General features: G+C 71.6%; 19 protein-coding genes. 14 read left to right on the top strand and 5 right to left on the bottom strand.

The genetic code is table 11. The annotated features are described in order from the left end of the window. The first annotated feature begins 86 nt into the window (after window positions 1-86). Window positions 87-1,289 (top strand): hypothetical protein, encoded by a 1,203-nt coding sequence (locus EDF27_RS13395; protein WP_132049269.1) that lies wholly within the window; start codon window positions 87-89, stop codon window positions 1,287-1,289. Here the strand turns inward: EDF27_RS13395 and EDF27_RS13390 are convergent. Further along, window positions 1,286-2,830, bottom strand: coding sequence for a trypsin-like peptidase domain-containing protein (locus EDF27_RS13390; RefSeq protein ID WP_243698351.1), 1,545 nt, complete (start codon window positions 2,828-2,830; stop codon window positions 1,286-1,288). The two genes, EDF27_RS13395 and EDF27_RS13390, sit on opposite strands and share 4 nt — an antisense overlap. A 197-nt stretch (window positions 2,831-3,027) precedes the next feature. Between EDF27_RS13390 and EDF27_RS13385 the strand changes: the two genes are divergently transcribed. The 7 genes from EDF27_RS13385 (at window position 3,028) to EDF27_RS13355 (ending at window position 11,879) form a co-directional block, all read left to right on the top strand. Next, window positions 3,028-4,023, top strand: coding sequence for an iron chelate uptake ABC transporter family permease subunit (locus EDF27_RS13385; RefSeq protein WP_123653798.1), 996 nt, complete (start codon window positions 3,028-3,030; stop codon window positions 4,021-4,023). Then, window positions 4,020-5,033, top strand: a complete 1,014-nt coding sequence (locus EDF27_RS13380; RefSeq protein WP_243698350.1) for an iron chelate uptake ABC transporter family permease subunit — start codon at window positions 4,020-4,022, stop codon at window positions 5,031-5,033. Before EDF27_RS13385 ends, EDF27_RS13380 begins: the two co-directional genes overlap by 4 nt. Before the next feature lie 569 nt (window positions 5,034-5,602). Next, on the top strand, window positions 5,603-8,152 hold the full coding sequence (locus EDF27_RS13375) for a glycosyltransferase family 2 protein (protein WP_207909629.1): 2,550 nt from the start codon (window positions 5,603-5,605) through the stop codon (window positions 8,150-8,152). 2 nt (window positions 8,153-8,154) lie between these two features. Continuing rightward, complete coding sequence (locus tag EDF27_RS13370) at window positions 8,155-9,705, top strand: carbohydrate-binding protein (protein WP_132049267.1); 1,551 nt, start codon at window positions 8,155-8,157, stop codon at window positions 9,703-9,705. 182 nt (window positions 9,706-9,887) lie between these two features. Then, window positions 9,888-10,367: an FHA domain-containing protein gene (locus EDF27_RS13365; protein ID WP_123653059.1), complete on the top strand. Its 480-nt coding sequence runs from the start codon at window positions 9,888-9,890 to the stop codon at window positions 10,365-10,367. Next, complete coding sequence (locus EDF27_RS13360; protein WP_132049265.1) at window positions 10,367-11,071, top strand: MerR family transcriptional regulator; 705 nt, start codon at window positions 10,367-10,369, stop codon at window positions 11,069-11,071. Before EDF27_RS13365 ends, EDF27_RS13360 begins: the two co-directional genes overlap by 1 nt. Window positions 11,072-11,318: 247 nt before the next feature. Then, window positions 11,319-11,879 carry a MerR family transcriptional regulator gene (locus tag EDF27_RS13355; protein ID WP_071301115.1) on the top strand — a complete coding sequence of 187 codons (561 nt, stop codon included), beginning with the start codon at window positions 11,319-11,321 and terminating at the stop codon, window positions 11,877-11,879. A 319-nt stretch (window positions 11,880-12,198) separates the two neighbouring features. Here EDF27_RS13355 and EDF27_RS13350 read toward each other — a convergent pair whose 3' ends face one another. After that, complete coding sequence (locus EDF27_RS13350; protein ID WP_123704563.1) at window positions 12,199-13,011, bottom strand: ParA family protein; 813 nt, start codon at window positions 13,009-13,011, stop codon at window positions 12,199-12,201. 60 nt (window positions 13,012-13,071) lie between these two features. Here EDF27_RS13350 and EDF27_RS13345 point away from each other — a divergent pair, with 60 nt between their 5' ends. The 3 genes from EDF27_RS13345 (at window position 13,072) to EDF27_RS20270 (ending at window position 17,250) form a co-directional block, all read left to right on the top strand. Then, window positions 13,072-16,482: a pyruvate carboxylase gene (locus EDF27_RS13345; RefSeq protein WP_132049263.1), complete on the top strand. Its 3,411-nt coding sequence runs from the start codon at window positions 13,072-13,074 to the stop codon at window positions 16,480-16,482. A gap of 1 nt (window position 16,483) precedes the next feature. Beyond that, window positions 16,484-16,987, top strand: a complete 504-nt coding sequence (locus EDF27_RS13340; protein WP_132049261.1) for a peptide deformylase — start codon at window positions 16,484-16,486, stop codon at window positions 16,985-16,987. Between the two features lie 131 nt (window positions 16,988-17,118). Next, entirely contained in the window at window positions 17,119-17,250 is a 132-nt protein-coding gene (locus tag EDF27_RS20270) for a hypothetical protein (RefSeq protein ID WP_279433190.1), read from the top strand. Window positions 17,251-17,370: 120 nt separating this feature from the next. Here the strand turns inward: EDF27_RS20270 and EDF27_RS13335 are convergent, their stop codons facing one another. Beyond that, window positions 17,371-19,239: a long-chain fatty acid--CoA ligase gene (locus EDF27_RS13335; RefSeq protein ID WP_207909628.1), complete on the bottom strand. Its 1,869-nt coding sequence runs from the start codon at window positions 19,237-19,239 to the stop codon at window positions 17,371-17,373. Window positions 19,240-19,361: 122 nt separating this feature from the next. Between EDF27_RS13335 and EDF27_RS13330 the strand changes: the two genes are divergently transcribed. From EDF27_RS13330 to EDF27_RS13320, 3 genes are all read left to right on the top strand, one after another. After that, window positions 19,362-20,315 carry an ROK family glucokinase gene (locus EDF27_RS13330; RefSeq protein WP_123653064.1) on the top strand — a complete coding sequence of 318 codons (954 nt, stop codon included), beginning with the start codon at window positions 19,362-19,364 and terminating at the stop codon, window positions 20,313-20,315. A 45-nt stretch (window positions 20,316-20,360) separates the two neighbouring features. Next, entirely contained in the window at window positions 20,361-21,086 is a 726-nt protein-coding gene (locus tag EDF27_RS13325; RefSeq protein WP_123653065.1) for a lysophospholipid acyltransferase family protein, read from the top strand. A gap of 103 nt (window positions 21,087-21,189) precedes the next feature. After that, entirely contained in the window at window positions 21,190-22,533 is a 1,344-nt protein-coding gene (locus EDF27_RS13320; protein ID WP_123653801.1) for a 3-deoxy-7-phosphoheptulonate synthase class II, read from the top strand. Between the two features lie 383 nt (window positions 22,534-22,916). Here EDF27_RS13320 and pknB read toward each other — a convergent pair whose 3' ends face one another. After that, the gene (gene pknB / locus EDF27_RS13315; RefSeq protein WP_123653066.1) at window positions 22,917-24,962 is read right to left on the bottom strand and encodes a Stk1 family PASTA domain-containing Ser/Thr kinase; all 2,046 of its coding nucleotides are present in this window, start codon (window positions 24,960-24,962) and stop codon (window positions 22,917-22,919) included. Window positions 24,963-25,077: 115 nt separating this feature from the next. Further along, on the bottom strand, window positions 25,078-26,310 hold the full coding sequence (locus EDF27_RS13310) for a LysM peptidoglycan-binding domain-containing protein (protein ID WP_243698349.1): 1,233 nt from the start codon (window positions 26,308-26,310) through the stop codon (window positions 25,078-25,080). Window positions 26,311-26,462: the final 152 nt, after the last annotated feature.

Below are 26,462 nucleotides of genomic sequence, written 5' to 3'. Positions count from 1 at the left end.
CACCTCGCACCGTGCGAGGCGGCGAAGCCGGGCGCGCGCGGCGAGCCGCCAGCGCCCGAGCGCCCGCCCCGTCGTAGCCTCGGGCCATGCCCGTCCCCGTCCCACTCGGCACCGAGGACCGCACCGCCCGCGTCACCCTCCGCCGCCCCGACTCGTGGCAGCGCGAGGACGTCGCCCAGGCGGACCTGCGCGTCACCGGCGACGACGTCGTCATCACCGTCCGCTCCCGCCCGAGCGACCGGGCCATCGGCGACGAGAACGGCTCGCTGCTCGACCGCCTCCCGGGCTCGGTCGACGGCCTGCTCCTCGTCGGCTGCGACGTCTGGGGCACGGTCGGCGCACCGGCACGGCTCGTCGAGTACGTCCGACCCGATGCCGGCCGCGACGACGGGCACGAGGACACGGACGGCCCCGGCGACATCGTCGGCGCGCACCTGCTCTTCGTGACCGGGCGGCACCGCGTCGACGTCACGATCGAGCGCCCCCTCGCCCGCCTCGACGACACCGACGACGTCGTGTTCGCCGTCCTCGACTCCGTCCGCGCCGTCGGCCCGGTCTCCGCGACCTCCCCGCGGGAGCTCGAACCGCTCCCGGACGCAGCAGCCCCCGCCGAGATCACCGGCGCGCGCCTCGGCCACGAGGCCCTCACGACCCTGACGAGCATGGCCGGCAAGCGGTGGAGCCCGACGCTCCTCCGCACCCCCGGCGGTCGCGCGCTCGTCGAGGCCGGCCTCGTCAGCCGCTTCGGCACGGTCCCCGCGACCACGCAGGAACTGCTCGACCCGTGGAGCGGCGACGCCCAGCCGACCACGCTGGAACAGCACCTGCCCGACGGGCGCGTGTCGCGCCTCCAGGCCTGGTCCGGAACGGTGGTCGACGCACCGGACGACACCGTCTCCGTCGTCACGCGGCTGGCGGCCGAGCGCGTGGTCGCCGTGGCGGCCGGGAGGCTCGGTGTCGGTCCGGCATGGACCTTCCCGTTCCGCACGGAGACGCTCAGGGCCGACCTGCTCGGAAGGCGGTTGGCCGGTGGGGACGACGCTCCCGACCTGCCCGCGGCGATCGGGGAGGCCGATCCCCGGCTCGCCCGGTTCTGGGCGGCACCGTGGACCGTGTCGCACCTGCGCCGCCCCGGCAAGCCGCGACCGATCACGATCGTGCACGCGGACGGCATCGGCTTCGCGCGCGTCGGACGCACGGAGGCCGGCGCCTCCGCGTTCTCTGCGGAGTCGCCGGCCAACGTGTACCGGTCCTTGGTGCGAGCGTTCCTGCCCGCTGAACTGTCCTAGAGCGCGGGGCCCGCGGTGAGCGTGACCGTGACGGTCGCAGCCGTGCCCGCGCTGTTCGTGTAGCCGACGGAGACCTTGTCGCCGACCGACTTCGACTGGATGACCTGCGTCAGCTGGTCGGACGTCGTGATCGCGGTGCCGTCGATCGAGGTGATCGTGTCACCGGCGGCGAGTCCGGCGGTCGCGGCTCCCGAGCCCTCGACCGTGCCGGCGACGGCGACGCCGCTCGTGGTGCCCGTCGCGGTGCTGCTGATCTCCACGCCGAGGAACGCCGGCAGACCGATCGTGATGGTCGAGGAGGACTCGCCCGCCAGGATCTTCGTCGCGATGGCCTTCGCCGTGGTGATCGGGATGGCGTAGCCGGTGACGTCCGTCGTGCCGGAGGACGCCGCGGTCGCCATGCCGACGACCTCGCCCTCGGAGTCGAGCACCGGGCCGCCGGAGTCGCCCGAGACGATGTTCGCCGCGACCTCGATGAGGCCGGTGAGGGACTCAGTCCCGGTGCCGGACTCGCTCTGGACCTGGATGTCCTGGTCGGTCGCGGTGACGGTGCCCTCCGCGGCGACGAGGTTGCCCGTTCCCTCCGCGTTGCCGACGTCGGTGACGGTGTCGCCGGTGCTCGGCTCGCCGTCGTCGTCGAGCTTCACGGTGGAGAGGCCGGACGCGTCCTCGAGCTTCAGGACCGCGACGTCGTTCGTGGCGTCGGCCCCGACCACGTCGGCCTTGTACTCCTTGCCGGTGGTCTCGTCGGTGACGGTGATGCTCGTCGCGCCCTGGATGACGTGGTTGTTCGTGAGGATCGTGCCGTCGGAGGTCAGGATCATGCCGGTGCCGGCGGCCTGCGAGGACTCGTCGTAGTTCAGGACGGTGTTGATCGTGACGACGCCCTTCTTCTGGGCGGTCGTCGCGGCCGTGGCGGCGGACTCGGTGCTCGTGCCCGAGCTGCTGCCGCTGCTGTCGCTGCCGTCACCCGGGACGGTGAAGCCGTTCGTGCCGCTGCCGTCGGTGCCGCTGCCGGTGTCCGGCGTCGTCGTGGTGCCCTGCGACTGGCTCGAGGTGGTCTCGGTGCTCTGCGAGGAGAGCCCGAGCGCCGTGCCGCCGGCCGCGCCGACGATGGCGAGCGCCGCGATGCCGGAGCCGATCATCAGCCCGAGCTTGCGCTTCTTGGTGCCGGGGCGGGTGCCGAAGGCGCCGGTCCAGCCCTGGTGCCCGGGGGCGGCTGCGCCGTACGGCTGGCCGTAGGGGGCGCCGTGCTGGGCACCGGTCTGCTCGCCGTGCTGGGCGGCGTGCGTCCAGGCGTTGGCGGCACCGGTGAGGGCCGGGCTGCCGACGAGGTACGGGCCGCGGCCGTCGGCGGCGTAGGCGTAGGGGCCGGAGCCGTCGGGAGCGTAGAGGTACGGACCGGAGCCGTCGAACGCGTAGGCCGGGCGGAGCGTCGAAGCGTCCGCGTGCGGGGCCTCCCACGTCGAGCGGGGGGCGGTGTCCTGTGCGTCGATCGGCGTCGTGCCCGGTTCGGCTTCGGGGTTCGGGGTCTCGTTCATCGGTGCTCTCCGGTCGCTCTCGACGTCCCGGTCGGGCGTCGATGGATACGAGTACAAGCCCGTTCCCAATGACGAACCTATGAGCGACCCCTGTGCATGCTCATGACTCGCTCGGCGATCGCCGTGGACGGTCGCACGTTAGGGTTGCCTCACCTCTCATGCGTTCCCCGTCGCCCGCGCCTCCCGCGCCCAGCTCCGTGCCCCGACTCGTCGGGGCGACCGTCCTCGCGGTCGTGGTGCTCGCCGTCGCCGTGGCGCTCAGCATCGCCTTCGGGTCGCGGCCGATCCCGCTGGCCACGGTGTTCGACGCGGTCACGCACCCCGGCCGGAACGACGAGATCGGGCTCATCGTGCTCGGCAACCGGGTCCCGCGGACCGTCGTCGGACTGCTCGCCGGTGCGGCACTCGGGGTCGCCGGCGCCGTCATGCAGGGCGTCACGCGCAACCCGCTCGCCGACCCGAGCGTGCTCGGCATCAACTCCGGCGCGGCCCTCGCCGTCGTCACCGGCATCGCGCTGTTCGGCATCAGCGGCACCGCGGCGTACCTGCCGTTCGCGTTCGCCGGCGCCGCCCTGGCGGCGCTCCTCGTCTACGGCATCGCCGCCGTCGCGAAGCGCGGACTGACCCCGGTCGGCCTCGCGCTGTCCGGCGCCGTGGTGGCCGCGGCGCTCGCGTCCATCACGACCGCGGTCCTCGTGACGAGCCAGAGCCTCCTCGACCAGCTGCGCTTCTGGCAGGTGGGTGCGCTCGCGGGCAAGGACCTCGGCACCGCCGGCGTCGTCACGATCCCGGTGCTCGTCGGGCTCGTCATCGCGTTCGCGCTCGGTCGGTCGCTGAACACCCTGGCGCTCGGCGACGAGCTCGCCGCCTCCCTCGGGCAGCGCGTCGTGCTCGTCCGCGCCGTCGGCGGGCTCGTGACCGTGCTGCTCGCCGGCTCCGCTGTCGCCGCAGCCGGCCCCATCGCGTTCATCGGGCTCGCCGTGCCGCACGCCGTCCGGCGCCTGAGCGGACCGGACCACCGCTGGACGATCCTGCTGTCGGCGATCGTCGCACCGGCGCTGCTCCTCGTCGCCGACGTCATCGGCCGGGTCGTCGCGTACCCGGGGGAGCTGCAGGTCGGCATCGTCACGGCGCTGATCGGCGCGCCGGTGTTCATCGGGCTCGTCCGGTCGAAGGCGGTGAAGGGGCTGTGAGCGCCGTGGTCGTCCGTGTGCGCGCCGCCGTCCGCGGGCTCCGACGCGAACTCGTCGTGCTCGGGGCCGTCGTCGTCGTGCTCGTCGCGCTCGTGCTCGTCGGCCTCGGTGTCGGCGAGATCCCGCTCTCCCCGGGCCAGGTCGTCGCCGCGCTCTTCGGGCACGGCGACACCGTGTCGGACTTCGTGATCGGCCAGCTCCGCGGTCCCCGCACCCTGGCCGCGCTGCTCGTCGGCGCGAGCCTCGGCGTCGCTGGGGGCATCGTCCAGAGCGTCGTCCGGAACCCGATCGCCAGCCCGGACGTCATCGGGATCACGTCGGGCGCGAGCGCGTCCGGGCTCACCGCGATCGTGCTCTTCGGCGCATCGGGGGCGTCGCTGTTCACCGTCGTGCTCATCGGCGCCGTGCTGGTCTCGCTGGTGATCGGCGGGCTCGCGTGGCGCCGCGGGATCACCGGCAACCGGGTCGTGCTCGTCGGGATCGGCGTCGCGGCGATGTCGCTCAGTGTCACCGGTTGGATGCTCACGAGCGGCACCGTGCAGCAGGCGGGGACGGCGCTCCTGTGGCTCTCCGGCAGCCTCAACGCGGTGGACCGTGGGGTCGTCGGGCTCCTCGGCGTCGGGTTCGTCGTGCTCATGGTCGCGGCGCTGGTGCAGTCGCCGCGGCTCACGGTGCTGACCCTCGGGGACGAGGTCGCGGCGTCCCTCGGACTGCGGCCGAACCGGGCGAAGGTGCTGCTGCTCCTCACCGCGGTGCTCCTCACCGCCGCTGCCGTCGCGACCGCCGGACCGGTGTCGTTCGTCGCGCTGATGGCGGCGCCGATCGCGCGGCGGCTCGTCGGCGGGGGGCGGGTCGCGCTCGGGGTGTCGGCGGCGGTCGGCGCGGTGATCGTGCTCGCGAGCGACCTCATCGCGCAGTTCGCGATCCCGGGCAACGCGCTGCCGGTCGGCGTCGTGACGGGTGTCGTCGGTGCCCCGTACCTCCTCTGGCTCCTGGCCCGAGGCCGCTGACCCGCCCGCGCCGCGCGCCGCGCCCGCCGCGCCCGCCGCGCGCCGCGCCCGCCCGCTGAGATCGCACTTCGTGTCGGGTGCCCGCGACCGAGGCGACACGGACTGCGATCTCACCGGGGGTGCCCGCGACCGAGGCGACACGGACTGAGATCGCACTTCGTGTCGGGTGCCTGCGACCGAGGCGACACGGACTGCGATCTCACCGGGGGTGCCCGCGACCGAGGCGACACGGACTGAGATCGCACTTCGTGTCGGGTGCCTGCGACCGAGGCGACACGGACTGCGATCTCACCGGGGGTGACCTGCGACCGAGGCGACACCGGCGCGCGACGGGGTGACGCGCGGGGCGGGGGCGCGCCGAGCCTCCCGGCCGGGTGTGACGCGACACGCCTGCGGGCGCGCCGGTACGGGGATCCGCGCGGGATTGCGGTTTTCCGCACGGCACGCTCAGAACCCCCCTTCCGGGTGTCCACGCCCCCCGTGTTGTCCCCCTAACGTCGGACACGACCCCGGACTCCCGACAGTGCCCCACCCGAGCGAGCGCTGGTCCGGTCGAACGAAGGACACCCATGCCCGAACAGCTCGACGACGCGCCCGTGCGCCGTCGGCAGTGGGGTTCCGAGCGGCGCACCCACCCGCTCGACACCCTGCACGCCCGCCCCTCCGACCGGAAGCTCGTCTCCGGCCGCATCGCCATCATCCTGACCATCGCGTTCTGGCTCGCCTACGTGATCTACACGGTGATCCGCCAGTTCCTGAACTACGGCACCGAGAGCTTCCGGTTCACCACCGAGGCGCTGTCCTACCTGGTCGTGGTCACCTTCCTGACGTTCTCCGCGCTGATGCACCTGGTCGCACGGCAGGGGGCGCTCGAGCGCTTCGCCACCCACGTCCGCGTGCCGCGCGCCGAGCTCGACCGGCACTTCGGCGAGGGTCACGAGTCCCCGCTGACGGTCCTCGTGCCGAGCTACGCCGAGGAGCCGGACGTCATCGCGACGACGCTCTGGTCCGCCGCACTGCAGGAGTACCCGTCGCTCCGGGTGGTGCTGCTCGTCGACGACGCGCCGTTCCCGACCGACCCCGAGACGCTCGACAAGCTGCAGCGCACCCGCGCGGTCGCCGCCACCATCCAGAACCAGCTCGCCCCCGCGGCCGAGCGGTTCCAGGAGGCGCTGCTCTCCGCCGAGGTGGAGGCGTCGCACACCCCCGTCGCGACCGTCGACTCGCTCCGCACCCTCGTCGAGCACCACCGCTGGGCCGACGCCTGGCTGCGCCGGCACGCCCGGGAGCACGACGTCGTCGACCACGTCGACCACTTCTTCCACGACCAGGTCCTCGTCGCCCTGGCGGACGAGCTGCGGCTGACGTCCGAGGCACTCGAAGCGGCGATCGTGGACGCGCTGGACGCCGCCGCCGACGCGCACGGTGACCCCGGCGCGGACGCCGGGGCGCACGCCGACGCCGGCGCTGACGCCGGCGCGCACGGTGCCCTGCTCACCGAGATCCCCTCGTCCCGCGTCGTGGAACTCCAGCGCCGCCTTGCCTGGACCTTCACCGCCGAGATCACCACGTTCGAGCGGAAGCGCTTCGCGAACCTCTCGGACGAGGCGAACAAGGCGATGAACCTGAACTCGTACATCGGCCTGCTCGGCGGTGCGTACGCGTTCGACGAGACCGCGTCGGGCACGATCCTCCGCACGGTCACCGACCCGGCGACCGCCGACCTCGTCGTGCCCGCGTCCGACTACGTCCTGACGCTCGACGCCGACTCGGTCCTGCTCCGCGACTACTGCCTGCGCCTGGTGTACTTCCTCGAGCAGCCGGAGAACGCCCGCGTCGCCGTCACGCAGACCCCGTACTCGTCGTTCCGCGGCGCTGCGACCCGCATCGAGCGGCTCGCCGGCGCGACGACCGACATCCAGCACATCCTCCACCAGGGCATGTCGCGCCACAACGCGACCTTCTGGGTCGGCGCGAACGCGGTCATCCGCACCCGGGCGCTCCGTGACATCGAGGAGGTCGAGACCGTCGGCGGCTTCGAGGTGAAGCGCTACGTGCAGGACCGCACCGTCATCGAGGACACCGAGTCGAGCGTCGACCTCGGCATGCACGGCTGGTCGCTCGTGAACTACCCGGAGCGTCTGTCGTACAGCGCGACCCCGCCGGACTTCGGGTCCCTGATCGTGCAGCGGCGCCGCTGGGCGAACGGCGGGCTCCTGATCCTGCCGAAGTACCTCCGCCAGGTGCGGGAGCGTCGTGCCCGCGGCGAGCGGGTCGGCATCGTCGAGATGTCCCTCCGCGTCAACTACATGGCGTCGATCGCCTGGGCGTCGTTCGGCCTGATCTTCCTGCTGGCCTACCCGTACGACTCGCGGCTGCTCAGCCCGATGGTGCTCCTCGCCGCGCTGCCGTACTTCTGGCTGCTCAGCAGCGACCTGAAGTACTGCGGGTACAAGCGCACCGACGTGCTCCGCATCTACGGCTTCAACCTGATCCTGATGCCGGTGAACGTGGCCGGCGTGCTGAAGAGCATCCAGCAGGCACTGACCGCGAAGAAGATCCCCTTCGCCCGCACGCCGAAGGTCCGGGACCGGACCGCCTCCCCGGCGCTGTACGTCCTCGCGCCGTACGCGATGGTCGTCTTCTCGGTGTTCACGTTCGTGCGCGACTTCCACGCGGGCAACTGGGGCAACGCGGTGTTCGCCGCGTTCAACGCCCTGCTCGCGATGTACGCGATCGTCGCCTACATCGGGGTCTGGAACTCCGTGGTCGACGTCTTCATCTGGGCGACCGGGTGGATGTTCTACGACCCGGCTGCCCGGGCGGCGCGGAAGCAGGCACGCAAGCAGGCGCGGCAGCAGGCGCGGGCCGGGCGCCGCGGCGCGAGCACGGGCACGGGCACGGGCACGCCGACGCTCGAACCCGTCACCGAGGACTGGCGCGCCGTCCTCTACTTCGGGGACCGCGGCCAGACCATGCCGAAGCGCCACCACGCCGACGTCGTCGGCGCGGGCCGCGCCGGCACGGACCACAGCGGCAGCACGACCGGGACCGACCACACCGGCACGACGACCACCGGCACGACGACCACCGACACGAACGAGAAGACGGCCGCCTGACCATGTCGACCACGAAACGCCTCTCCCCGCTCCGCGTCGGCCTCGCCGCCGTCGTGGCCGTCGCCCTCCTCGCCGCCGGCTACGCCGGCTTCGACCGCTGGCAGTCCGCGCAGGCCTCGGAGACCCAGCAGTCCTGGTTCGCCGCGTACACCGACGTGACCGCCACCCCGACGTTCGCCTTCGAGGACGTCAAGTCCACGAAGGGCCGCAACGTGATGCTGTCCTTCGTCGTCGCGGACAACGACGCCGCCTGCACCCCGACGTGGGGCTCGTTCTACTCACTCCAGGGTGCGTCGGACCAGCTCGACCTCGACCGGCGCATCGCCCGCCTGCAGCAGCAGCACGGCGAGGTCGGCGTGTCCTTCGGCGGCCTGTCCAACGACGAGCTCGCGACCACCTGCACGAACAGCGCCGACCTGGTGGATGCCTACACGACCGTCGTCAAGCGCTACGACGTCAGCACGGTCGACTACGACGTCGAGGGTGACGACCTGACGAACCACGCCGCGGGGGAGCGCCGCGCGAAGGCGGTCGCGAAGCTCCAGGAGGAGCGCCGCGCCGCCGGGCACCCGCTCGCCGTGTGGCTGACGCTGCCCGCTGCACCGTCCGGACTCACGAGCGACGGAACCACCGCGGTCGCGCAGTTCCTCAAGGCCGGTGTCGACCTCGCCGGGGTGAACGCGATGACGATGAACTACGGGGACGGCAAGGGCGCGAGCCAGAGCATGTACTCCGCCTCGGTGCAGACGCTGCAGGAGGTGCACCGCCAGCTCGGTGTCCTCTACGAGCGGTCCGGCACGCCGCTGACCGACGGCACGCTCTGGCACAAGATCGGCGCGACGCCGATGATCGGCCAGAACGACGTGCAGGACGAGGTCTTCACGATGGCCGACGCGAAGAAGCTCAACACCTGGGCGACGCAGCGGGGCCTCGGCCGGATGTCGATGTGGTCGCTGAACCGCGACACGACGTGCGGGACGAACTACGTCAACCTCTCGACCGTCTCGAACTCCTGCTCCGGTGTCGACCAGGACGGCGTGCTCTTCGCCGACGTGCTCGGCAAGGGCTTCAGCGGCGGGGTCGTCGCGGCCGCGTCGGACGTCACCACCGCCGAGCCCTCGGCGACCGTGCAGCCGACGGACGACCCGTCGACCAGCCCCTACCCGGTGTGGAGCTCGGACGCGTCCTACCTCGAGGGCACGAAGATCGTCTGGCACCGGAACGTCTACGAGGCGAAGTGGTGGACCTCCGGCGACCTGCCCGACGACCCGGTGCTGAGCGCCTACGAGACGCCGTGGCAGCTCGTCGGACCGGTCCTCGCGGGCGAGAAGCCGGTGAAGCAGGTCACCCTGCCGGCCGGCACGTACGACGCGTGGTCGGGCACCGCGACGTACGACACGGGCGACCGGGTCCTCTTCGACGGGATCCCCTACCAGGCGAAGTGGTGGAACACCGGCAACAGCCCGGAGGCCTCCACGAGCGACCCCGACGGCTCGCCCTGGGTGAAGCTCAAGGACTCCGAGATCAAGCAGATCCTGCAGGACGGCAGCTGAGCGCACTGGTCGCGATCACCACCGGACGGGAGGCGCGGTGCCAGCTGGCACCGCGCCTCCCGTCCGCCGTTCACCCGGTCCCTGTCCGCTGGCCGCGGACAGGTCGTGTCACCCGAGGACGGGGCTCTCGACGGCACCCGCGTTTCCGATACGCTTGGACGCCAAGAGGAGGAGGTCCACCGATGCCAGATCCAGTGGTCCCGCAGCCAGAGGGACAGCGCGCCCCGGAGCAGCGGCTGGTCGACACGACGCTGACCTTCAGCATGGAACTCGGAGCGGCCCTGACGCCCGAGTCCGGTGTCTCACCCGAAGAACGTGAAGCGATCAACGCCCTGCCGTCCGGCTCGGCGCTGCTCGTCGTCCGCCGCGGCCCCAACGTCGGCGCCCGGTTCCTGCTCGACTCCGACGTCACGACGGCAGGACGGCACCCCGACGCCGACATCTTCCTCGACGACGTCACGGTGTCGCGGAAGCACGCGCAGTTCCTGCGCAGGGGCACGGCGTTCACCGTGAAGGACCTCGGTTCCCTGAACGGGACGTACTTCGACGGTGACCGCATCGACGAAGCACAGCTCACCGACGGCGCCGAGGTGCAGGTCGGCAAGTTCCGCCTGACGTTCTACGCGTCCCGCGTCGACCTGGCGCGCCTGGCGAACGCGTAGTGGCTGCTCGCTCGGCCGCGGTGCGGTCGGGTTCGCCGTCCGCGGACCTGCTGACCATCGGCCAGGTCCTCGCGCGGCTGAAGCCGGAGTTCCCGGACCTGTCGAGCTCGAAACTGCGATTCCTCGAGGAGCGCGAGCTCGTCACACCGGTCCGGACCGCCAGCGGGTACCGCAAGTTCTCACCCGCGGACCTCGAGCGGCTCCGCGTCGTGCTCGGGCTGCAGCGTGACCACTACCTGCCGCTCAAGGTCATCAAGGAGTACCTCGCCGACGTGGACGCCGGGCGTGACCCGGTGCTGCCCGGGGGTGGGGACGCGCCGAAGCCGTCGATCCTCGTGCGCGAGAAGCGGTACTCCCGCGACGACCTGGTGCGTGCTGCCGCGGCGTCGCCGATGCTGCTCTCCGACGCCGTCACCGCGTCGCTCCTGCCGGCGTCGGACACCTTCGCGGAGGACTCCGTCGTCGTGCTGAAGGCCCTCGTCGAACTGCAGCGGTCCGGCATCGAGCCGCGGCACCTCCGGACCTTCCGCAGCACCGCCGAGCGGGAAGTCGGGCTCATCGAGTCGGCGCTCATGCCGGTGTCCCGCCGCGGTGACGCCACGTCCAAGGCGAAGGCGCTCGAGCTCGCGCGGGAGATCGCCGGGCACCTCGAGGTCATCCGGTCGAACCTCATCCGGGCCGCGATCGGGCGGATGGACGCGTGAGCCCGGTCTCCACCGGGCCTGTCGTCCCGCCGGTGGGCTCGTCGTCCGGGCCTGTCGTCCCGCCGATGCGCTTGTCGTCCGGGCCTGTCGTTTCGTCGGTGGGCGGGCGTATCCTCGACACGCCGGACGCGCCGAGTCGGATGTACCGCGTCGGAGCCGTCGGAGTCGCTACCGTGGACCTCGGCACAACTCTCAACCCGTCGTTGAAGCTTCGGGTGGGGGCTCGATCGTCCTGGAAGGCAGTCCAATGAGTGGGAACGAAACCCCCGGTACCCCGTCAGACATGACGCGGTACGACCTCGGGTTGCTCTTCACCGACGGCCTGCCCGAACACGACGAGCAGAACGGCTACCGCGGCACCGTCGCCGCGAAGGCAGCCGGCATCAGCTACCGCCAGCTCGACTACTGGGCACGTACCGAGCTCGTCGAACCCACGATCCGCGGGGCCGCTGGCTCCGGGTCGCAGCGGCTCTACGGCTTCCGGGACATCCTCGTGCTCAAGCTCGTGAAGCGCCTCCTCGACACCGGGATCTCGCTCCAGCAGATCCGCACGGCGGTGAACCAGCTCCGGGAGTCCGGCGTCTCGGACCTCGCCCAGACCACCCTGATGTCCGACGGTGCCTCGGTGTACCTGTGCACCTCCGACGACGAGGTCATCGACCTCGTGTCCCGCGGCCAGGGCGTGTTCGGCATCGCGGTCGGCAAGGTCCTGCGAGAGGTCGAGTCCTCCCTCGTCGAGCTCGACGCAACGCCCGCGGCGGACCCTGCCGACGAGCTCGCGGCGCGCCGCGCCACTCGCGCTTCCTGACCCGCGCCCGGGCCGCGCCCGGTGCTGCCGGCGGTCCGTCCCGCGCGGCCGGTGTCCTTCGAGATGCCGTCGTTCGCGCATCTCGAGCCCGAACACAGGGCATTCGTGACACTTCGACGAACCTGAGCGGCGAGTCGTGGAGCCTCGCACCACGCCTCTCGCACCACGCACGGCGCCGCGCACGGCGCCGCGCCGCCCCCAACGTGAGATCGCACTCCGTGTCGCTTCCGGTGAACCGGGGCGACACGAAGTGCGATCTCAGCAAGCGCCGGGCGCCGGGCGCCGGGCGCCGGGGCGCACGCGCGCCCGCCGGCCCGCGCTACGCGGGGGTGCCGTCGGCGTAGGGGCCGATCTTGCCCGTGCGCATGATGCGCTCGAGCAGCTGGTCGAAGTTCCGCGCCATCTCCTGCGCGGACTCGCCCGGCCACACGTGCAGCGGCTTCGCCGCACCCTGCGCCTGCTGCAGCGACGTGCGCTCGGGCAGCTGCGGGGAGAGCACGAGCGGGCCGAACATGTCGCGGAGTTCCTTGATGCGGAACTGGTGCTCGAGGGACTGCACGCGCGCACGGTTCACGATGATGCCGAGCGGCTGGAGCCGGGGGGAGAGTCCGCGGCGGATCTCCTCGATCGCGCGGAGGGCGCGGTCGGCGGCGGCCACGGAGAACAGCCCCGGCTCGGTGACCACGGTCACGCGGTCGGACGCTGCCCAGGCGGTGCGGGTGAGGGCGTTCAGCGACGGCGCGCAGTCGATGAGCACGAGCTCGTAGTCCTGCTCGACGTTGGCCAGGGCCTCTTCCAGCTTCCAGATGTCCCGGATGGAGGGGTGCGGCCCGTCGAAGTTGATCGCGGAGGGCGACCCGACCATGACGTCGATCTTGCCCTGGGAACCCTTCGTCCAGCCGGACGGCGCGATGGCCTGGCGGACGATCTTCTCCTTCGGGTTCTCGAGCACGTCGGCCACGTTGAGGTGTCCGGCGATGTTGATGTCGAGGCCGGTGGAGACGTCGGACTGCGGGTCGAGGTCGACGACCAGCGTTCGCAGGCCCTTGGCGAACGCGGCCGAGGTCAGACCGAGTGTGACCGTCGTCTTGCCGACACCGCCCTTGAGAGAGCTCACGCTGAGTACATGCACGTTGAGCAACGTTACCGCCAGTAGGGTTGTCCCACCTGACCCAGCGCTGAAAGGGCCCGCGTGTTCCGCAAGATCCTGGTCGCCAACCGTGGCGAGATCGCGATCCGTGCCTTCCGCGCGGCGTACGAGCTCGGCGCGGGCACCGTCGCCGTCTACCCCTACGAAGACCGCAACTCCCTGCACCGTCTCAAGGCGGACGAGGCGTACCTGATCGGCGAGCGTGGGCACCCGGTGCGCGCGTACCTCGACGTGTCGGAGATCATCCGCGTGGCGCTGGAGTCCGGCGCCGACGCGATCTACCCCGGGTACGGCTTCCTGTCCGAGAACCCGGACCTCGCCGCAGCGGCCGCCGCGAACGGCATCACGTTCATCGGCCCCGGCGAGCACGTGCTGGAGATGGCGGGCAACAAGGTCACCGCGAAGGAGCACGCGATCGCGGCCGGCGTCCCGGTCCTCGCGAGCACCCCGGCCAGCCGCGACATCGACGAGCTCATCGCGGGTGCGGACGCCGTCGGCTTCCCGGTCTTCGCGAAGGCCGTCGCGGGTGGTGGTGGCCGCGGGATGCGCCGCGTCGAGACGAAGGCCGAGCTGCGTGCCGCGCTCGAAGAAGCCATGCGCGAAGCCGACAGTGCGTTCGGCGACCCGACGATGTTCCTCGAGCAGGCGGTGCTCCGGCCGCGCCACATCGAGGTCCAGATCCTCGCGGACGCCACCGGCACCGACGCGGGCACGATCCACCTCTTCGAGCGGGACTGCTCCGTGCAGCGCCGCAACCAGAAGGTCGTGGAGATCGCCCCGGCGCCGAACCTCGACCCCGCGGTCGCCGCGGCGCTGCACCGCGACGCCGTCGCGTTCGCCCGGTCGATCGGCTACGTGAACGCCGGCACCGTGGAGTTCCTCCTCGACACCGTGGGTGAGCGCGCCGGCCAGCACGTCTTCATCGAGATGAACCCGCGCATCCAGGTCGAGCACACCGTCACCGAAGAGGTGACGGACGTCGACCTCGTGCAGTCGCAGATGCGGATCGCGGCGGGGGAGACCCTCGCCGACCTCGGCCTCAGCCAGGACACGGTCGCCGTGCACGGTGCCGCGCTCCAGACGCGCATCACGACCGAGGACCCGACCCAGGGCTTCCGCCCGGACACCGGCCGCATCACCACGTACCGCAGCCCCGGTGGCGCCGGTGTCCGGCTCGACGGCGGCACCGTCGCGACCGGCGCCCAGATCAGCCCGCACTTCGACTCGATGCTCGCGAAGATGACGTGCCGTGGGCGGGACTTCCCGGCGGCGGTCGCCCGCGCCAAGCGTGCCCTCGCCGAGTTCCGCATCCGTGGGGTCAGCACGAACATCCCGTTCCTCCAGGCGGTGCTCGAGGACCCGGACTTCGCCCGCGGCGACATCTCCACCGCCTTCATCGAGGAACGCCCGCAGCTGTTCAGCGGCCACGTCTCGAAGGACCGCGGCACGAAGGTCGTGAACTGGCTCGCCGACGTGACGGTGAACAAGCCGAACGGCGAGCCGGGTGCGCAGATCGTCGACCCCGCGCTGAAGCTCCCGCGCCTCGACCTCAACACGCCCGCGCCGGCGGGGCAGCGGCAGCGACTGCTGGAGCTCGGCCCGGCCGCGTGGGCGAAGGCCCTCCGCGAGCAGACCGCCCTCGCCGTCACCGAGACGACGATGCGCGACGCCCACCAGTCGCTCCTCGCCACCCGCGTCCGGAGCAAGGACCTCGTCGCGGTCGCCCCGTACGTCGCCCGGCTGACCCCGGAGCTCCTGAGCATGGAGGCCTGGGGTGGTGCGACCTACGACGTCGCGCTCCGCTTCCTCGGCGAGGACCCGTGGGAGCGCCTGGCGTCCCTGCGCGAAGCGATGCCGAACATCCCGATCCAGATGCTCCTCCGCGGCCGCAACACCGTCGGGTACACGCCGTACCCGACCGAGGTCACGGACGCCTTCGTCGCCGAGGGCGCCGCGACGGGCGTCGACGTGTTCCGCGTGTTCGACGCCCTGAACGACGTCAGCCAGCTCCGCCCGGCGCTCGAAGCGGTCCTCGCCACGGGCACCGCCGTCGCCGAAGCCGCGATCTGCTACTCCGGCGACCTCCTCGACCCCGCCGAGGACCTCTACACGCTCGACTACTACCTGCGCCTCGCGGAGCAGATGGTCGAGGCCGGCGCGCACGTCATCGGCATCAAGGACATGGCGGGCCTGCTCCGCGCCAGTGCCGCCGAACGGCTCGTCACGGCGCTCCGGGAGCGCTTCGACCAGCCGGTGCACGTGCACACCCACGACACGGCCGGCGGACAGCTCGCGACCCTCCTCGCCGCCGCCCGTGCCGGTGCGGACGCCGTGGACGTCGCCGCCGCGCCGATGGCCGGCACGACCAGCCAGCCGAGCATGTCCGCGCTCGTCGCGGCCCTCGCGCACACCGAACGCGACACCGGCATCTCCCTCGACGCCGTCGGCGACCTCGAGCCGTACTGGGAAGCCGTCCGCCGTGCCTACGCACCGTTCGAGTCCGGCCTCGCCGGGCCGACCGGCCGCGTGTACAAGCACGAGATCCCCGGCGGGCAGCTCTCGAACCTCCGCCAGCAGGCCATCGCGCTGGGGCTCGGCGACCGCTTCGAGCAGGTCGAGGACTGGTACGCCGAGGCGAACCGCATCCTCGGCCGCCCGACGAAGGTCACGCCGTCGTCGAAGGTCGTCGGCGACCTCGCACTGCAGCTCGCCGCGGTCGACGCCGACCCGGTGGACTTCGAGCAGAACCCGCAGAAGTACGACATCCCGGACTCGGTGATCGGGTTCATGGCCGGCGAGCTCGGGGAGCTCCCCGGCGGCTGGCCGGAGCCGTTCCGCTCGAAGGTGCTCGAGGGCCGGAACATCGTCCCGACGATCACCCCGGTGCCGGACAGTGAGCGTGCAGCACTCGCGACGCCGGGGGACGCCCGCAAGCAGGCGCTCAACCGACTGCTGTTCGAGGCACCGACCAAGGCCTTCCAGCAGGTCCGCGACGAGTACGGCGACCTCTCGGTCGTGTCGACCGTGGACTACCTCTACGGCCTCCGTCCGGGCGAAGAGCACGTCGTGCCGCTCGGCAAGGGCGTGAACCTGCTCGTCGGGCTCGAGGCGATCGGCGAAGCCGACGAGCGCGGCATCCGCACCGTGATGGCGACCCTCAACGGGCAGCTCCGTCCGGTGTACGTCCGCGACCGCTCGATCACGGTCGAGACCAAGGCCGCCGAGAAGGCGGACAAGACCGACCCGAAGCACGTGGCGGCGCCGTTCTCCGGCGTGGTGACGCTCAAGGTCGCCGTCGGTGACGCCGTCGAGGCCGGGCAGGCCGTGGCGAGCATCGAGGCGATGAAGATGGAAGCGGCCATCACGGCACCCACTGCGGGTGTCGTCGGCCGTCTCGCGATCCCGGTGACCCAGCAGGTGGACGCCGGAGACCTCCTGGTGGTGCTGCAGTAACGTGACCGTCCGTCCGATCCGCCTCTTCGGCGACCCCGTCCTCCGTTCCACCGCCGACCCGATCGCTCCCACCGCACTCGGGTCGACCGGCATCCGGGACCTCGTGCAGGACCTCATCGACACCGTCAAGGAGCCCGGTCGCGCCGGGGTCGCGGCCCCGCAGATCGGTGTCGGCCTGCGTGCGTTCTCCTACAACGTCGACGGCGAGGTCGGGTACGTCCTCAACCCCGAGGTCGTCGAGACCTCGGGCGAGCCCGAGCTCATGGACGAGGGCTGCCTCTCCGTGCCCGGCCTGGCCTACCCGACGAGCAGGTACCCGTACGCCAAGGTCCGGGGCGTGGACGTCGACGGCAACGAGGTCGTGGTCGAGGGCACCGGTCTGATGGCCGAGGCCCTGCAGCACGAGGTGGACCACCTCGACGGCACCGTCTACGTGATGACGCTCGCCCCGGAGACGCGCCGCCAGGCCCTCCGCGACATCCGCTCGCAGGACTGGTTCCACTGAACCTGCGGGGGTCGTGACACCCCCCGTCGACGTGACACCCGGACGTGGGATTGTCGCCATGTCCTGACGAAGAGGTACCGTATCCCGTCGGCCTCCCACCGACACGGTTTCCCACACCTCCAGGACGCACGATGGCACCCCAGAACGACGAGCTCAGCTCGCACCGCACCCGCACCAACCACCGCCCCGAGCCGGTCGCCACGACGACGTCGTCGACGGCGGTCCTCGAGCCCACGGACGCGCCGGACAACCGCACGGTCTGACCAGCAGGCGGTACCGTCCGCGACGCACCGCACGCCTCGAACGCAACCGACGGGAGGCCCGGTGCCGGTCCCGTGGACCGGCACCGGGCCTCCCGTCTGGTCCGCTCCGGACCCGGCCGCCTACTTCCGGCGGCGTCCCTCCACCACCGGCGTCGCCGTGGTCTGCACCTTCGATCCCGCGTAGATGTGCGCGATGTCCGCGGCGAAGTCAGACAGGATCACGGACCGCTTGATGGTGAGCTTGGGCGTCAGGTGGCCGGACGCCTCGCTGAGCTCGGTGTCGAGGATCGTGAACGACCGCACCGACTCGGCACGGGAGACCCGGCCGTTCGCGGTGTCGATGGCCTCTTGCACGGCTGCCAGCACGCGCTCGTCGTAGGCGGCCTCGTGCGCGGAGAGCGCCGGCGTGATCCCGCGCGACTCGCACCAGCCGGGCAGCATCTCGCGGTCGAGCGTGACGAGTGCGGCGACGAACGGCTTGCCCTCGCCGACCACGACGACCTGGCCGATGAGCGGGTGCTCGCGGACGCCGTCCTCGAGCGGTGCCGGTGCGACGTTCTTGCCGCTCGCGGTGACGATGAGCTCCTTGGCGCGGCCGGTGACGGTGAGGATCCCGTCGCCGTCGAGCCGCCCGAGGTCGCCGGTGCGGAACCAGCCGTCGGCGAACGCCTTGTCGGTGGCCTCTGGGTTGTTCCAGTAGCGGTCGAAGACGTCGACGCCGCGGATCAGGATCTCGTCGTCCTCGGCGATGCGGATCTCGACGCCGGGGAGTGCGCGGCCGACCGAGCCGATGCGGAGTTCGGTGGCGCGGTTCACGGTGGCGGGTGCGGTGGTCTCGGTGAGGCCGTAGCCCTCGAGGATGAGGACCCCGATCGACCGGAAGAAGTGCGACAGCCGCGGGGAGAGTGGTGCTGAGCCGCTGATCGCGTAGCGGACCCGGCCACCGATCGCGTCCCGGAGCTTCGCGTAGACGAGCTTGTCGAACAGCCGGTACTTCAGGGCGAGGACGAGCGGGACCTTGCCGGCGGCGACGGCCTCGGAGTGCGCGACCGCGGTGGTGGCGGCGGCGCGGAAGACCCGGCCCTTGCCCCCGAGGTCGGCCTTCTGCTCGGCGGAGTTGTAGATCTTCTCGAACACGCGGGGGACCGCGAGCAGGAAGCTCGGCTTGAACGTGGACACGGCCTTCATGAGGTCCTTCGTGTCCGGCTCGTGCCCGACCAGGACGCCGGCGGAGATCGACATCGCGGCGATGAACCGCGCGAACACGTGCGCCATCGGGATGAAGAGCAGGGTCGAGGCGTCCCCGGCGATGATCTCGGACATCGCCTCGGTGGAGCCCTCGACGGTTGCGGTGAAGTTGTCGTGCCGGAGCACGCAGCCCTTCGGCCGGCCGGTGGTGCCCGACGTGTAGATGATCGTGGCGTCGTCGTGGCCGTGCACCGCGGCGGTGCGGGCGTCGAGGTCGTCGTCGGTGACGTCCTCGCCGAGGCGGGTCAGGTCGTCGAGACCGCCACCGTCGATCGTCCAGTGTTGCCCGAGGTGCGGCAGGTCGGTAGCGATCCCGGCGACGCGGCGTGCGTGCTCCTCTTGCTCGACGACGATCGCGACCGACTCGGAGTCGCTGAGGATGTGCCGGATCTGGTCGGGGGAGCTGGTCTCGTAGACCGGGACGGACACCAGGCCGGCGGTCCAGATCGCGAAGTCGACGAGGGTCCACTCCAGGCGGGTCCTGGAGAGGATCGCGACGTGCGCACCGGGTTCGAGGCCGGCGGCGATGAACCCCTTCGCGATCCCGCGCACCCGGCGCTCGACGTCGGCGGCGCTGATCGTCGTCCAGGTGTCGCCGTGCCGCTCGCTGAGGATCGGCCGGCCCGGTGTCAGGCGGGCGCGGTCCGAGAGCAGCCGGGCGGCGGAGCCGTGGTCCGGTGCGACGGGCGGCGTCGTGGCTGGCTGGGACTCGCTGGTTGGTGCGGGTCGCTGATCGTTCACGGCAACTCCCTTGTCGACCGATTCGATGACGAGTACGTCTCACGTTGACGACTCTGCTTCCAGCATAGGGCTCGACGTCGCGCGTTCGATGAGTACGCACCGAACCGGTAGGCTCGGTCCTCGTGCACGCCATCGGAATCGACATCGGGGGCACCAAGATCGCGGGAGCGGTCGTCACGGAACTGGGCGAGATCCTCGCCGAGGACCGCGTCGCCACGAACGCTGCGGACCCGAACGCCATGCTGGACGACGTCGTCGCGATGGTCTCGCGACTCCGCGACGGCCACGACGTGGGCGCCGTCGGCGTCGCCGCGCCGGGGTTCATCGACGCGTCGCAGTCGATCGTCTACTACACGCCGAACATCCGGTGGCGGAACGAACCGCTCCGCCAGAAGCTGCAGGAGCGCCTCGGCGACCTGCACATCACGGTGGACAACGACGCCAACGCGGCCGGCTGGGCGGAGTTCCGCTTCGGCGCCGGACGGCTCGTCTCGGACATGACCATGCTGACGATCGGCACCGGCGTCGGTGGTGCGATCGTCACCGAGGACCGCCTGTTCCGCGGCGGCTTCGGCACCGGCGGCGAGATCGGCCACCTCCGCATCGTCCCGAACGGCCTGCCGTGCGGCTGCGGCGCCCGTGGCTGCATCGAGCAGTACGGCTCCGGCCGGGCCCTGCAGCGCATGGCGAACGACGTCGCCGACGCCGGCGGCATCGGTGTCGCCCTGGCCCAGGCCCGCGACGACAACGGCGGCCAGCTGGACGGCGGGCTCATCGGCGACCTCATCCTCGCCGACGACCCCGGTGCCCTCGCGGCGCTCCGTCGGCTCGGTCGGCACCTCGGTGAGGCCTGCGCCTCCCTGTCCGCCGTGCTCGACCCGCAGCTCTTCGTGTTCGGCGGCGGCGTCGCCAGCGCGGGGGAGCGCCTGCTCGACCCGATCCGTCAGGCGTACCTCAACAACCTCCCGGCCCGCGGGTACCACCCGGAGCCGGAGTTCGTGATCGCCGAGCTCGTCAACGACGCCGGTGTCGTCGGCGCGGCGGACCTCGCGCGGATCCACGCCCGCACCGCCTGACGACCGGCGCGCACGCCCCACGCCTCACCCGATACGGAGTCGACGATGCTCTACTGGCTGCTGAAGAACTTCCTGCTCGGCCCGCTCATCCTCACGCTGTTCCGGCCGTGGGTGGTGGGTCGTGAGCACGTGCCGACCTCGGGGCCGGTCATCTTCGCGTCGAACCACGTGTCGTTCATCGACTCGGTGATCCTCCCCGCGGTGCTCGACCGCCGACTGTCCTTCCTGGCGAAGAGCGACTACTTCACCGGACGCGGGCTCAAGGGCTGGGCGACGAAGACGTTCTTCAACGCCATCGGGCAGCTGCCGATCGACCGCTCCGGTGGCAAGGCCTCGGAGGCGTCGCTCCGCACCGGCCTGCAGGTCCTGGCGCGCGGCGAGCAGCTCGGCATCTACCCCGAGGGCACCCGCAGCCCGGACGGCAAGCTCTACCGCGGTCGCACCGGCATCGCGCGGATGATCCTCGAGGGCCGCGTCGTCGTGGTCCCGGTCGCCATGGTCGGCACGCGGGAAGTGCAGCAGATCGGGCAGCGCATCCCGAAGTTCAAGCGCGTCGGCGTCGTCTTCGGCAAGCCCCTCGACTTCTCCCGCTTCCAGGGCTTCGAGACCGACCGCTTCATCCTCCGGAGCGTCACCGACGAGGTCATGCACGCACTCGCCGGCCTCAGCCGCCAGGAGTACGAGGACGTCTACGCGACGAGTGTCAAGGAACGTGCGAGCACGGCACGCGAGAAGGTCATGCGGGAACGCCAGAGCACGCCTGCACGTTAGGCTCTGATGGTCCCGGCACCCCGCCGGGGCAGCCACCATCGCAGAACCAAGAGGTACAGCCTTGTTCGAGTCGACCGACTTCGTCGCCCTGCAGGATCCGGACGTGATCGAGGGCCTCGACTACTGGCGGACGCTCCCGATCAAGCAGCAGCCCAGCTGGCCCGACCAGGCCGCTGCCGAAGCCGCCTCCGCCGAGATCGCGACGCTCCCGCCGCTGGTCTTCGCCGGGGAAGTGGACCAGCTCCGCGACCGCCTCGCCGCGGCCGCGCAGGGCAAGGCCTTCCTGCTGCAGGGCGGTGACTGCGCCGAGACCTTCGCCGGTGCGACCGCCGACTCCATCCGCGACCGCGTCAAGACGATCCTGCAGATGGCCGTCGTGCTGACGTACGGCGCATCGATGCCGATCGTCAAGATGGGCCGGATGGCCGGGCAGTTCGCCAAGCCCCGCTCGAGCGACTTCGAGACCCGCGGCGACGTCACGCTGCCCGCCTACCGCGGCGACATCGTGAACGGCTACGACTTCACGCCGGAGAGCCGCGCCGCCGACCCCCGTCGCCTCGTGCAGGGCTACCACACGGCCGCCTCGACGCTGAACCTCGTCCGGGCCTTCACCCAGGGCGGCTTCGCGGACCTCCGCCAGGTGCACTCGTGGAACAAGGGCTTCGCGTCCAACCCGGCGAACGCCCGGTACGAGCACCTCGCGAAGGAGATCGACCGCGCGATCCGCTTCATGGACGCCTGCGGTGCGGACTTCGACGAGCTGAAGCACGTCGAGTTCTACGCCTCGCACGAGGGGCTGCTCATGGACTACGAGCGCCCGATGACCCGCATCGACTCGCGCTCCGGCCAGGCGTACGACACCTCCGGGCACTTCATCTGGATCGGGGAGCGCACCCGCGACCTGGACGGCGCCCACGTGGACTTCCTCTCGCGCGTCCGGAACCCGATCGGGGTCAAGCTCGGCCCGACCACCAAGGTCGCCGACATGGAAGCCCTCATCGAGAAGCTCGACCCGAACCGCGAGCCCGGCCGTCTGACGTTCATCACCCGCATGGGCGCCGGCAAGATCCGCGACGAGCTCCCGAAGCTCCTCGAGGCCATCAAGGGCATGGACGCGAACCCGCTGTGGGTGACCGACCCGATGCACGGCAACGGCCTCACCACCCCGACGGGCTACAAGACCCGCCGGTTCGACGACGTCGTGGACGAGGTCCTCGGCTTCTTCGAGGTGCACCGCGAAGCCGGCACGTACCCGGGCGGCATGCACGTCGAGCTCACCGGTGACGACGTGACCGAGTGCCTCGGCGGGTCGGAGCAGATCGACGAGGCCACCCTCGCGACCCGCTACGAGTCCCTGTGCGACCCCCGCCTGAACCACATGCAGTCGCTCGAGCTCGCGTTCCTCGTTGCCGAGGAACTGAGCGCACACCCGCACACCGCGCGCTAGCCGCGCGGCACGCCGCACGCTGTCGCTTCCGTCGCCCCGCGCGACGGAAGCGACAGCGTGCGGCCGTCTGCGCCGCGCATCCGCCTGCGCGCTGTCGCGTCGGTCGCAAGTGGTCCGGCAGAGCGACAGTGGTGGTGTGCGCGCCAGCGCCGTACTGTCGCTTTCGCGCACTGGTCGCGACCAGCCACAGCCGGGAGGCCCGGTGCCAGCTGGCACCGGGCCTCCCGTCCGTCTGTGGTCGCGCCCGGCGCCGCACGCGCCGATTGCGACAGTGTGCGGCCGTCTGCGCCGCGCATCCGCCTGCGCGCTGTCGCATCCGTCGCGAGTGCGCCCGGCGCTGCCGCACCCCCGCGTCCGGCGCTGCCGCACCCCCGCGCACGCGCCTACTGGTCGTAGTGCAGCGTGATGGTGTCGCCCTTGTGGACCGTGGCGTTCGCGCCCGGGTCCGTCGCCGTGACGGGCAGCGTCGACTTCCAGTCGTAGAAGCTGCACAGCACGTTCTTGCAGTCCGGGTAGGAGACCTTCAGCCCGAGGTTCTCGAGCGTCGACGTGGCCTGGTTCAGCGTCTTGCCCTGCACGTCCGGCAGCGTGATCGGCGCCGGGCCCTTCGACACGACCAGGTCGATCGCGGTGCCCTTCACGGCGGGGTCGGCCTCGGCCTTCGCGGAGATGACCTGCCCCTCGGGAGCGTCCTCGCTGTACTGCTCGTCCTGGGCGCCGACGGTGAGCCCGACGGCCTCGAGTGCGGCGGTGGCGTCCGCCACGGTCTTGCCGGTGACGTCCGGGACGGCGCCGAGTGACACGGTCAGGGTGACCGGGCCGCGTTCGCCGTAGGTCTTCACCTTGGTCAGGTCCACGGTCTCGCCGTCGGTGTCGCGCCCGGTGGCTGCGATGACGGTGTCCTTCGCGACCTCGGAGGAGAACTGGTACTGCGGGTCCTGCAGGTCGAAGTCGTCGTCGAGGGCGGCTTGCGCGGTGGACACCGACTGCCCGACGATCGCGGGCAGGGTGATCATCTTCGGGCCGTCGGAGACGAGGATCTGCACGGAGGTCCCCTTGCGGACCTCACGCGCGGCGGCGGGGGCGGTCGCGGAGACCTGCCCCTTCGCGACGACGGCGTCGAACCGGGCCCGGGTCTTCGCGGCTGCCTGGAGCCCCTCGGCCTCGAGCATCTGGCGGGCCTGGGACACCGACTTGCCGGCGACCTGGGGGATCCGGACGTTGCCGCCGGGCCCCGGGCCGAAGTACCAGCCGAAGCCGGCTCCGGCCAGGATGAGCACGACGACCACCACGAGGGCGATCCAGCCGCGCTTCCGGCGCTTGGTGGACTTGTCGGCGAGCCGCTGAGCCGCGGGGGAGAGCGCCCCCGGGGCCTGGCCGGTGCGTCGCGGACCCGGGGCGTTTCGTCCGCGGCCGCCGGTCGGGCCGGTGCCACGACCGCCGTCGGGGCCGGCTCCGGACGCCGGGACGTCGGTGCGGGCGCCGATCACCGCGGTGGCGTCGGTGGCGTCCGGGCCTGGAGCGCCGGCGGGGAGGATCGCGGTCGCGTTCTCCGGCCGCAGCACCGCGGTCCGGTACTGGCCGGTCGCCCGCTGCTGGTTGCCGTTGATGTGCTCGAGCATCTCGCGGGCGTCCCGCGGACGGTCGTCGGGGTCGCGGGCGGTCGACCACGCGACGAGCTCGTCGAGCTCCGCCGGCACGCCGGGTGTCGCTGCGCTCGGCATCGGCACGGTGTCGTTGGCGTGCTGGTACGCGATCTGCATCGGCTGCTCGCCCTTGTAGGGCTGCTCGCCGGTGAGCATCTCGTAGAGCATGATGCCGACGGCGTAGATGTCGCTCCGGGAGTCGGCGGCGCCGCGCGTCACGAGCTCGGGGGAGAGGTACGCGATCGTGCCGAGGAGCGCCGCCCCGGTCGCCGTGTTCTGCGTCGAGGCGCGGGCCAGGCCGAAGTCGCCGAGCTTGATGCGGCCGTCGTCGGCGAGCAGGACGTTCTCGGGCTTGAGGTCGCGGTGCACGATGCCCGCACGGTGCGCCGACGCCAGGCCGGCGAGCACGGCGCGGAGGATGTCCGTCGCCTGCTCGGGCGTCAGGGCGCGGTGCTCCTGCAGGAGGTCCCGCAGCGTGATGCCCGGGATGTACTCCATGACGATGTAGGCGGTGTCGCCCTCGGCACCCTGGTCGTAGACGCCGACCAGGTTGGGGTGGGACAGCCGGGCGGCCGAGCGGGCCTCCTGGATGAAGCGCTCACGGAAGGCCTCGTCGTCGGCGAGGTGGCCGTGCATGATCTTGATCGCGACCCGGCGCTCGAGTCTGACGTCGGTCGCGAGGTACACGGTCGCCATGCCTCCACGCGCGATGCGGGAGCGGACGCGGTACCGCTGATCGATCATGCGACCGATCATCGGATCCGTGGCGGCGTTCGTGGTCATCGGCGGCATTCTACGAATCGGGACTGCACGACGACGCATCGGCGCACCGGTCGTGATGCAATCTCGATCTCAGGGATGAGGTCGACCCCGCGACGCGGACGCGTGCGCGCTGCGCTCAGAGCGTCGCCAACCAGGCGGTCGCGGACTTCTCCCACTGGGCGTACGCCTTCGGGTACGCGGAGCGCTGGACGGCCTGTGCGGCATCGGTCACGCTCTTCGTCGACCACCCCGGGACGTCGAGCAACCCGGCCGTCGTCCCCTTGTTCGGGTTGTACCTGCCCCCGAAGAAGAGCTTCGCCGCGTAGGTCGGGTCCTGCAGCTGCGCCGCGGTGCCCCATCCCTGGCTCGGACGCTGCTGGAACAGGCCGACCGAGTCGCGGTCGCCGTGCGGCAGGTTCCGGAGGCTCGACTCCTGCATCGCCGCGGCCAGGGCGATGACGAGCCCGCGGTCCGGGACGCCGAGCGAGCGGCCGACACTGACGATGGTCTCGGCGTTCTGGCGCTGCTCGGCGGACAGGGACGGTCCGGAGGTCGGCAGGACGAGGGTCTTGCCCGCGTAGATCGTGCTCGTGTACGTCAGGCCGTTCGCGGAGAGGAGCGCGGAGACCGACACCCCGTGCGCGGCGGCGATCGTGGCGATGGTCTGCCCGCTGCGGATGGTGACGGACCCCGACGACGACGACGAAGAAGAAGCTGAGGAGGAGGACGAGCTGGTGGTCGCGACGGCGGGCGCCGCCGCGGACGACGAGCCGGCCTTCGGCACCGTCAGCGACTGCCCCGGGTAGATGACGCTCGCGAGCGAGAGCTTGTTCGCCCCGAGGAGCGCCGACGTCGACACGCCGACCCGGGACGCGATGCCCGAGATCGTGTCGCCCGACTTCACGTGGTAGCTCGACGTGGAGGAGCTCGTCGCGCTGGCCGTGGTGACCGCGGGCGTCGACGCCAGGTGCAGCGTCTGCCCGGGGTGGATGATCGTGTTCCAGCCGAGGCCGTTGCGCACCAGGATCTCCTGCGCGGACAGTCCGTACCGGGCGGCGATGCCCGACACGGTGTCGCCCTGCTGCACGGTGTACGTGGTGGGTGCCTTGCGGACCGCGGCGACGGTGGTGACGGTGGTCTGCGCCGGCCGGGCGACCGCGGTGCCGAACACCGAGCGGTGGCCGACGTTGTGGTCCTGGTCGACGTGGCGCTTGTTGTTCGCGCCGTCGTCCTCGTGGCGCGGTTCGGCGTGGGCGACGGGGCCGGTGAGTCCGGCGGTCACGGCGATGGTCCCCGCGAGGACGATCGGCATGGTCGCGAAGCGGGCCGATCGTTGGCGTCGAGCGTGGTCGTCTGCGGCGGTGTCCACGTGGTGCTCCTGTCTCCGGGTGAGCCGTGCGCACGCTGGCGCGCACTCACAGGTGGCACCACGCTGGCATGTCGTGAATCGCAAGTCAACCAGAGAGTCGGATGTGATGTGTGTGACCAATGTGACTCGCGTGTGGATTCCGTTCGGCCGTC

Source organism: Curtobacterium sp. PhB136 (assembly GCF_004346855.1).
In the GTDB taxonomy this organism is placed as follows: Bacteria; Actinomycetota; Actinomycetes; order Actinomycetales; family Microbacteriaceae; genus Curtobacterium.
This window is presented reverse-complemented; position numbering and strand designations above follow the sequence as displayed.

What these genes read in the sequence shown, in the direction of transcription:
- EDF27_RS13395 (WP_132049269.1), top strand. Translation starts at nt 87, where the DNA reads ATGCCCGTCCCCGTCCCACTCGGCACCGAGGACCGCACCGCCCGCGTC.
- EDF27_RS13390 (WP_243698351.1), bottom strand. Translation starts at nt 2,830, where the DNA reads ATGAACGAGACCCCGAACCCCGAAGCCGAACCGGGCACGACGCCGATC.
- EDF27_RS13375 (WP_207909629.1), top strand. Translation starts at nt 5,603, where the DNA reads ATGCCCGAACAGCTCGACGACGCGCCCGTGCGCCGTCGGCAGTGGGGT.
- EDF27_RS13370 (WP_132049267.1), top strand. Translation starts at nt 8,155, where the DNA reads ATGTCGACCACGAAACGCCTCTCCCCGCTCCGCGTCGGCCTCGCCGCC.
- EDF27_RS13365 (WP_123653059.1), top strand. Translation starts at nt 9,888, where the DNA reads ATGCCAGATCCAGTGGTCCCGCAGCCAGAGGGACAGCGCGCCCCGGAG.
- EDF27_RS13355 (WP_071301115.1), top strand. Translation starts at nt 11,319, where the DNA reads ATGAGTGGGAACGAAACCCCCGGTACCCCGTCAGACATGACGCGGTAC.
- EDF27_RS20270 (WP_279433190.1), top strand. Translation starts at nt 17,119, where the DNA reads ATGGCACCCCAGAACGACGAGCTCAGCTCGCACCGCACCCGCACCAAC.
- EDF27_RS13325 (WP_123653065.1), top strand. Translation starts at nt 20,361, where the DNA reads ATGCTCTACTGGCTGCTGAAGAACTTCCTGCTCGGCCCGCTCATCCTC.
- pknB (WP_123653066.1), bottom strand. Translation starts at nt 24,962, where the DNA reads ATGACCACGAACGCCGCCACGGATCCGATGATCGGTCGCATGATCGAT.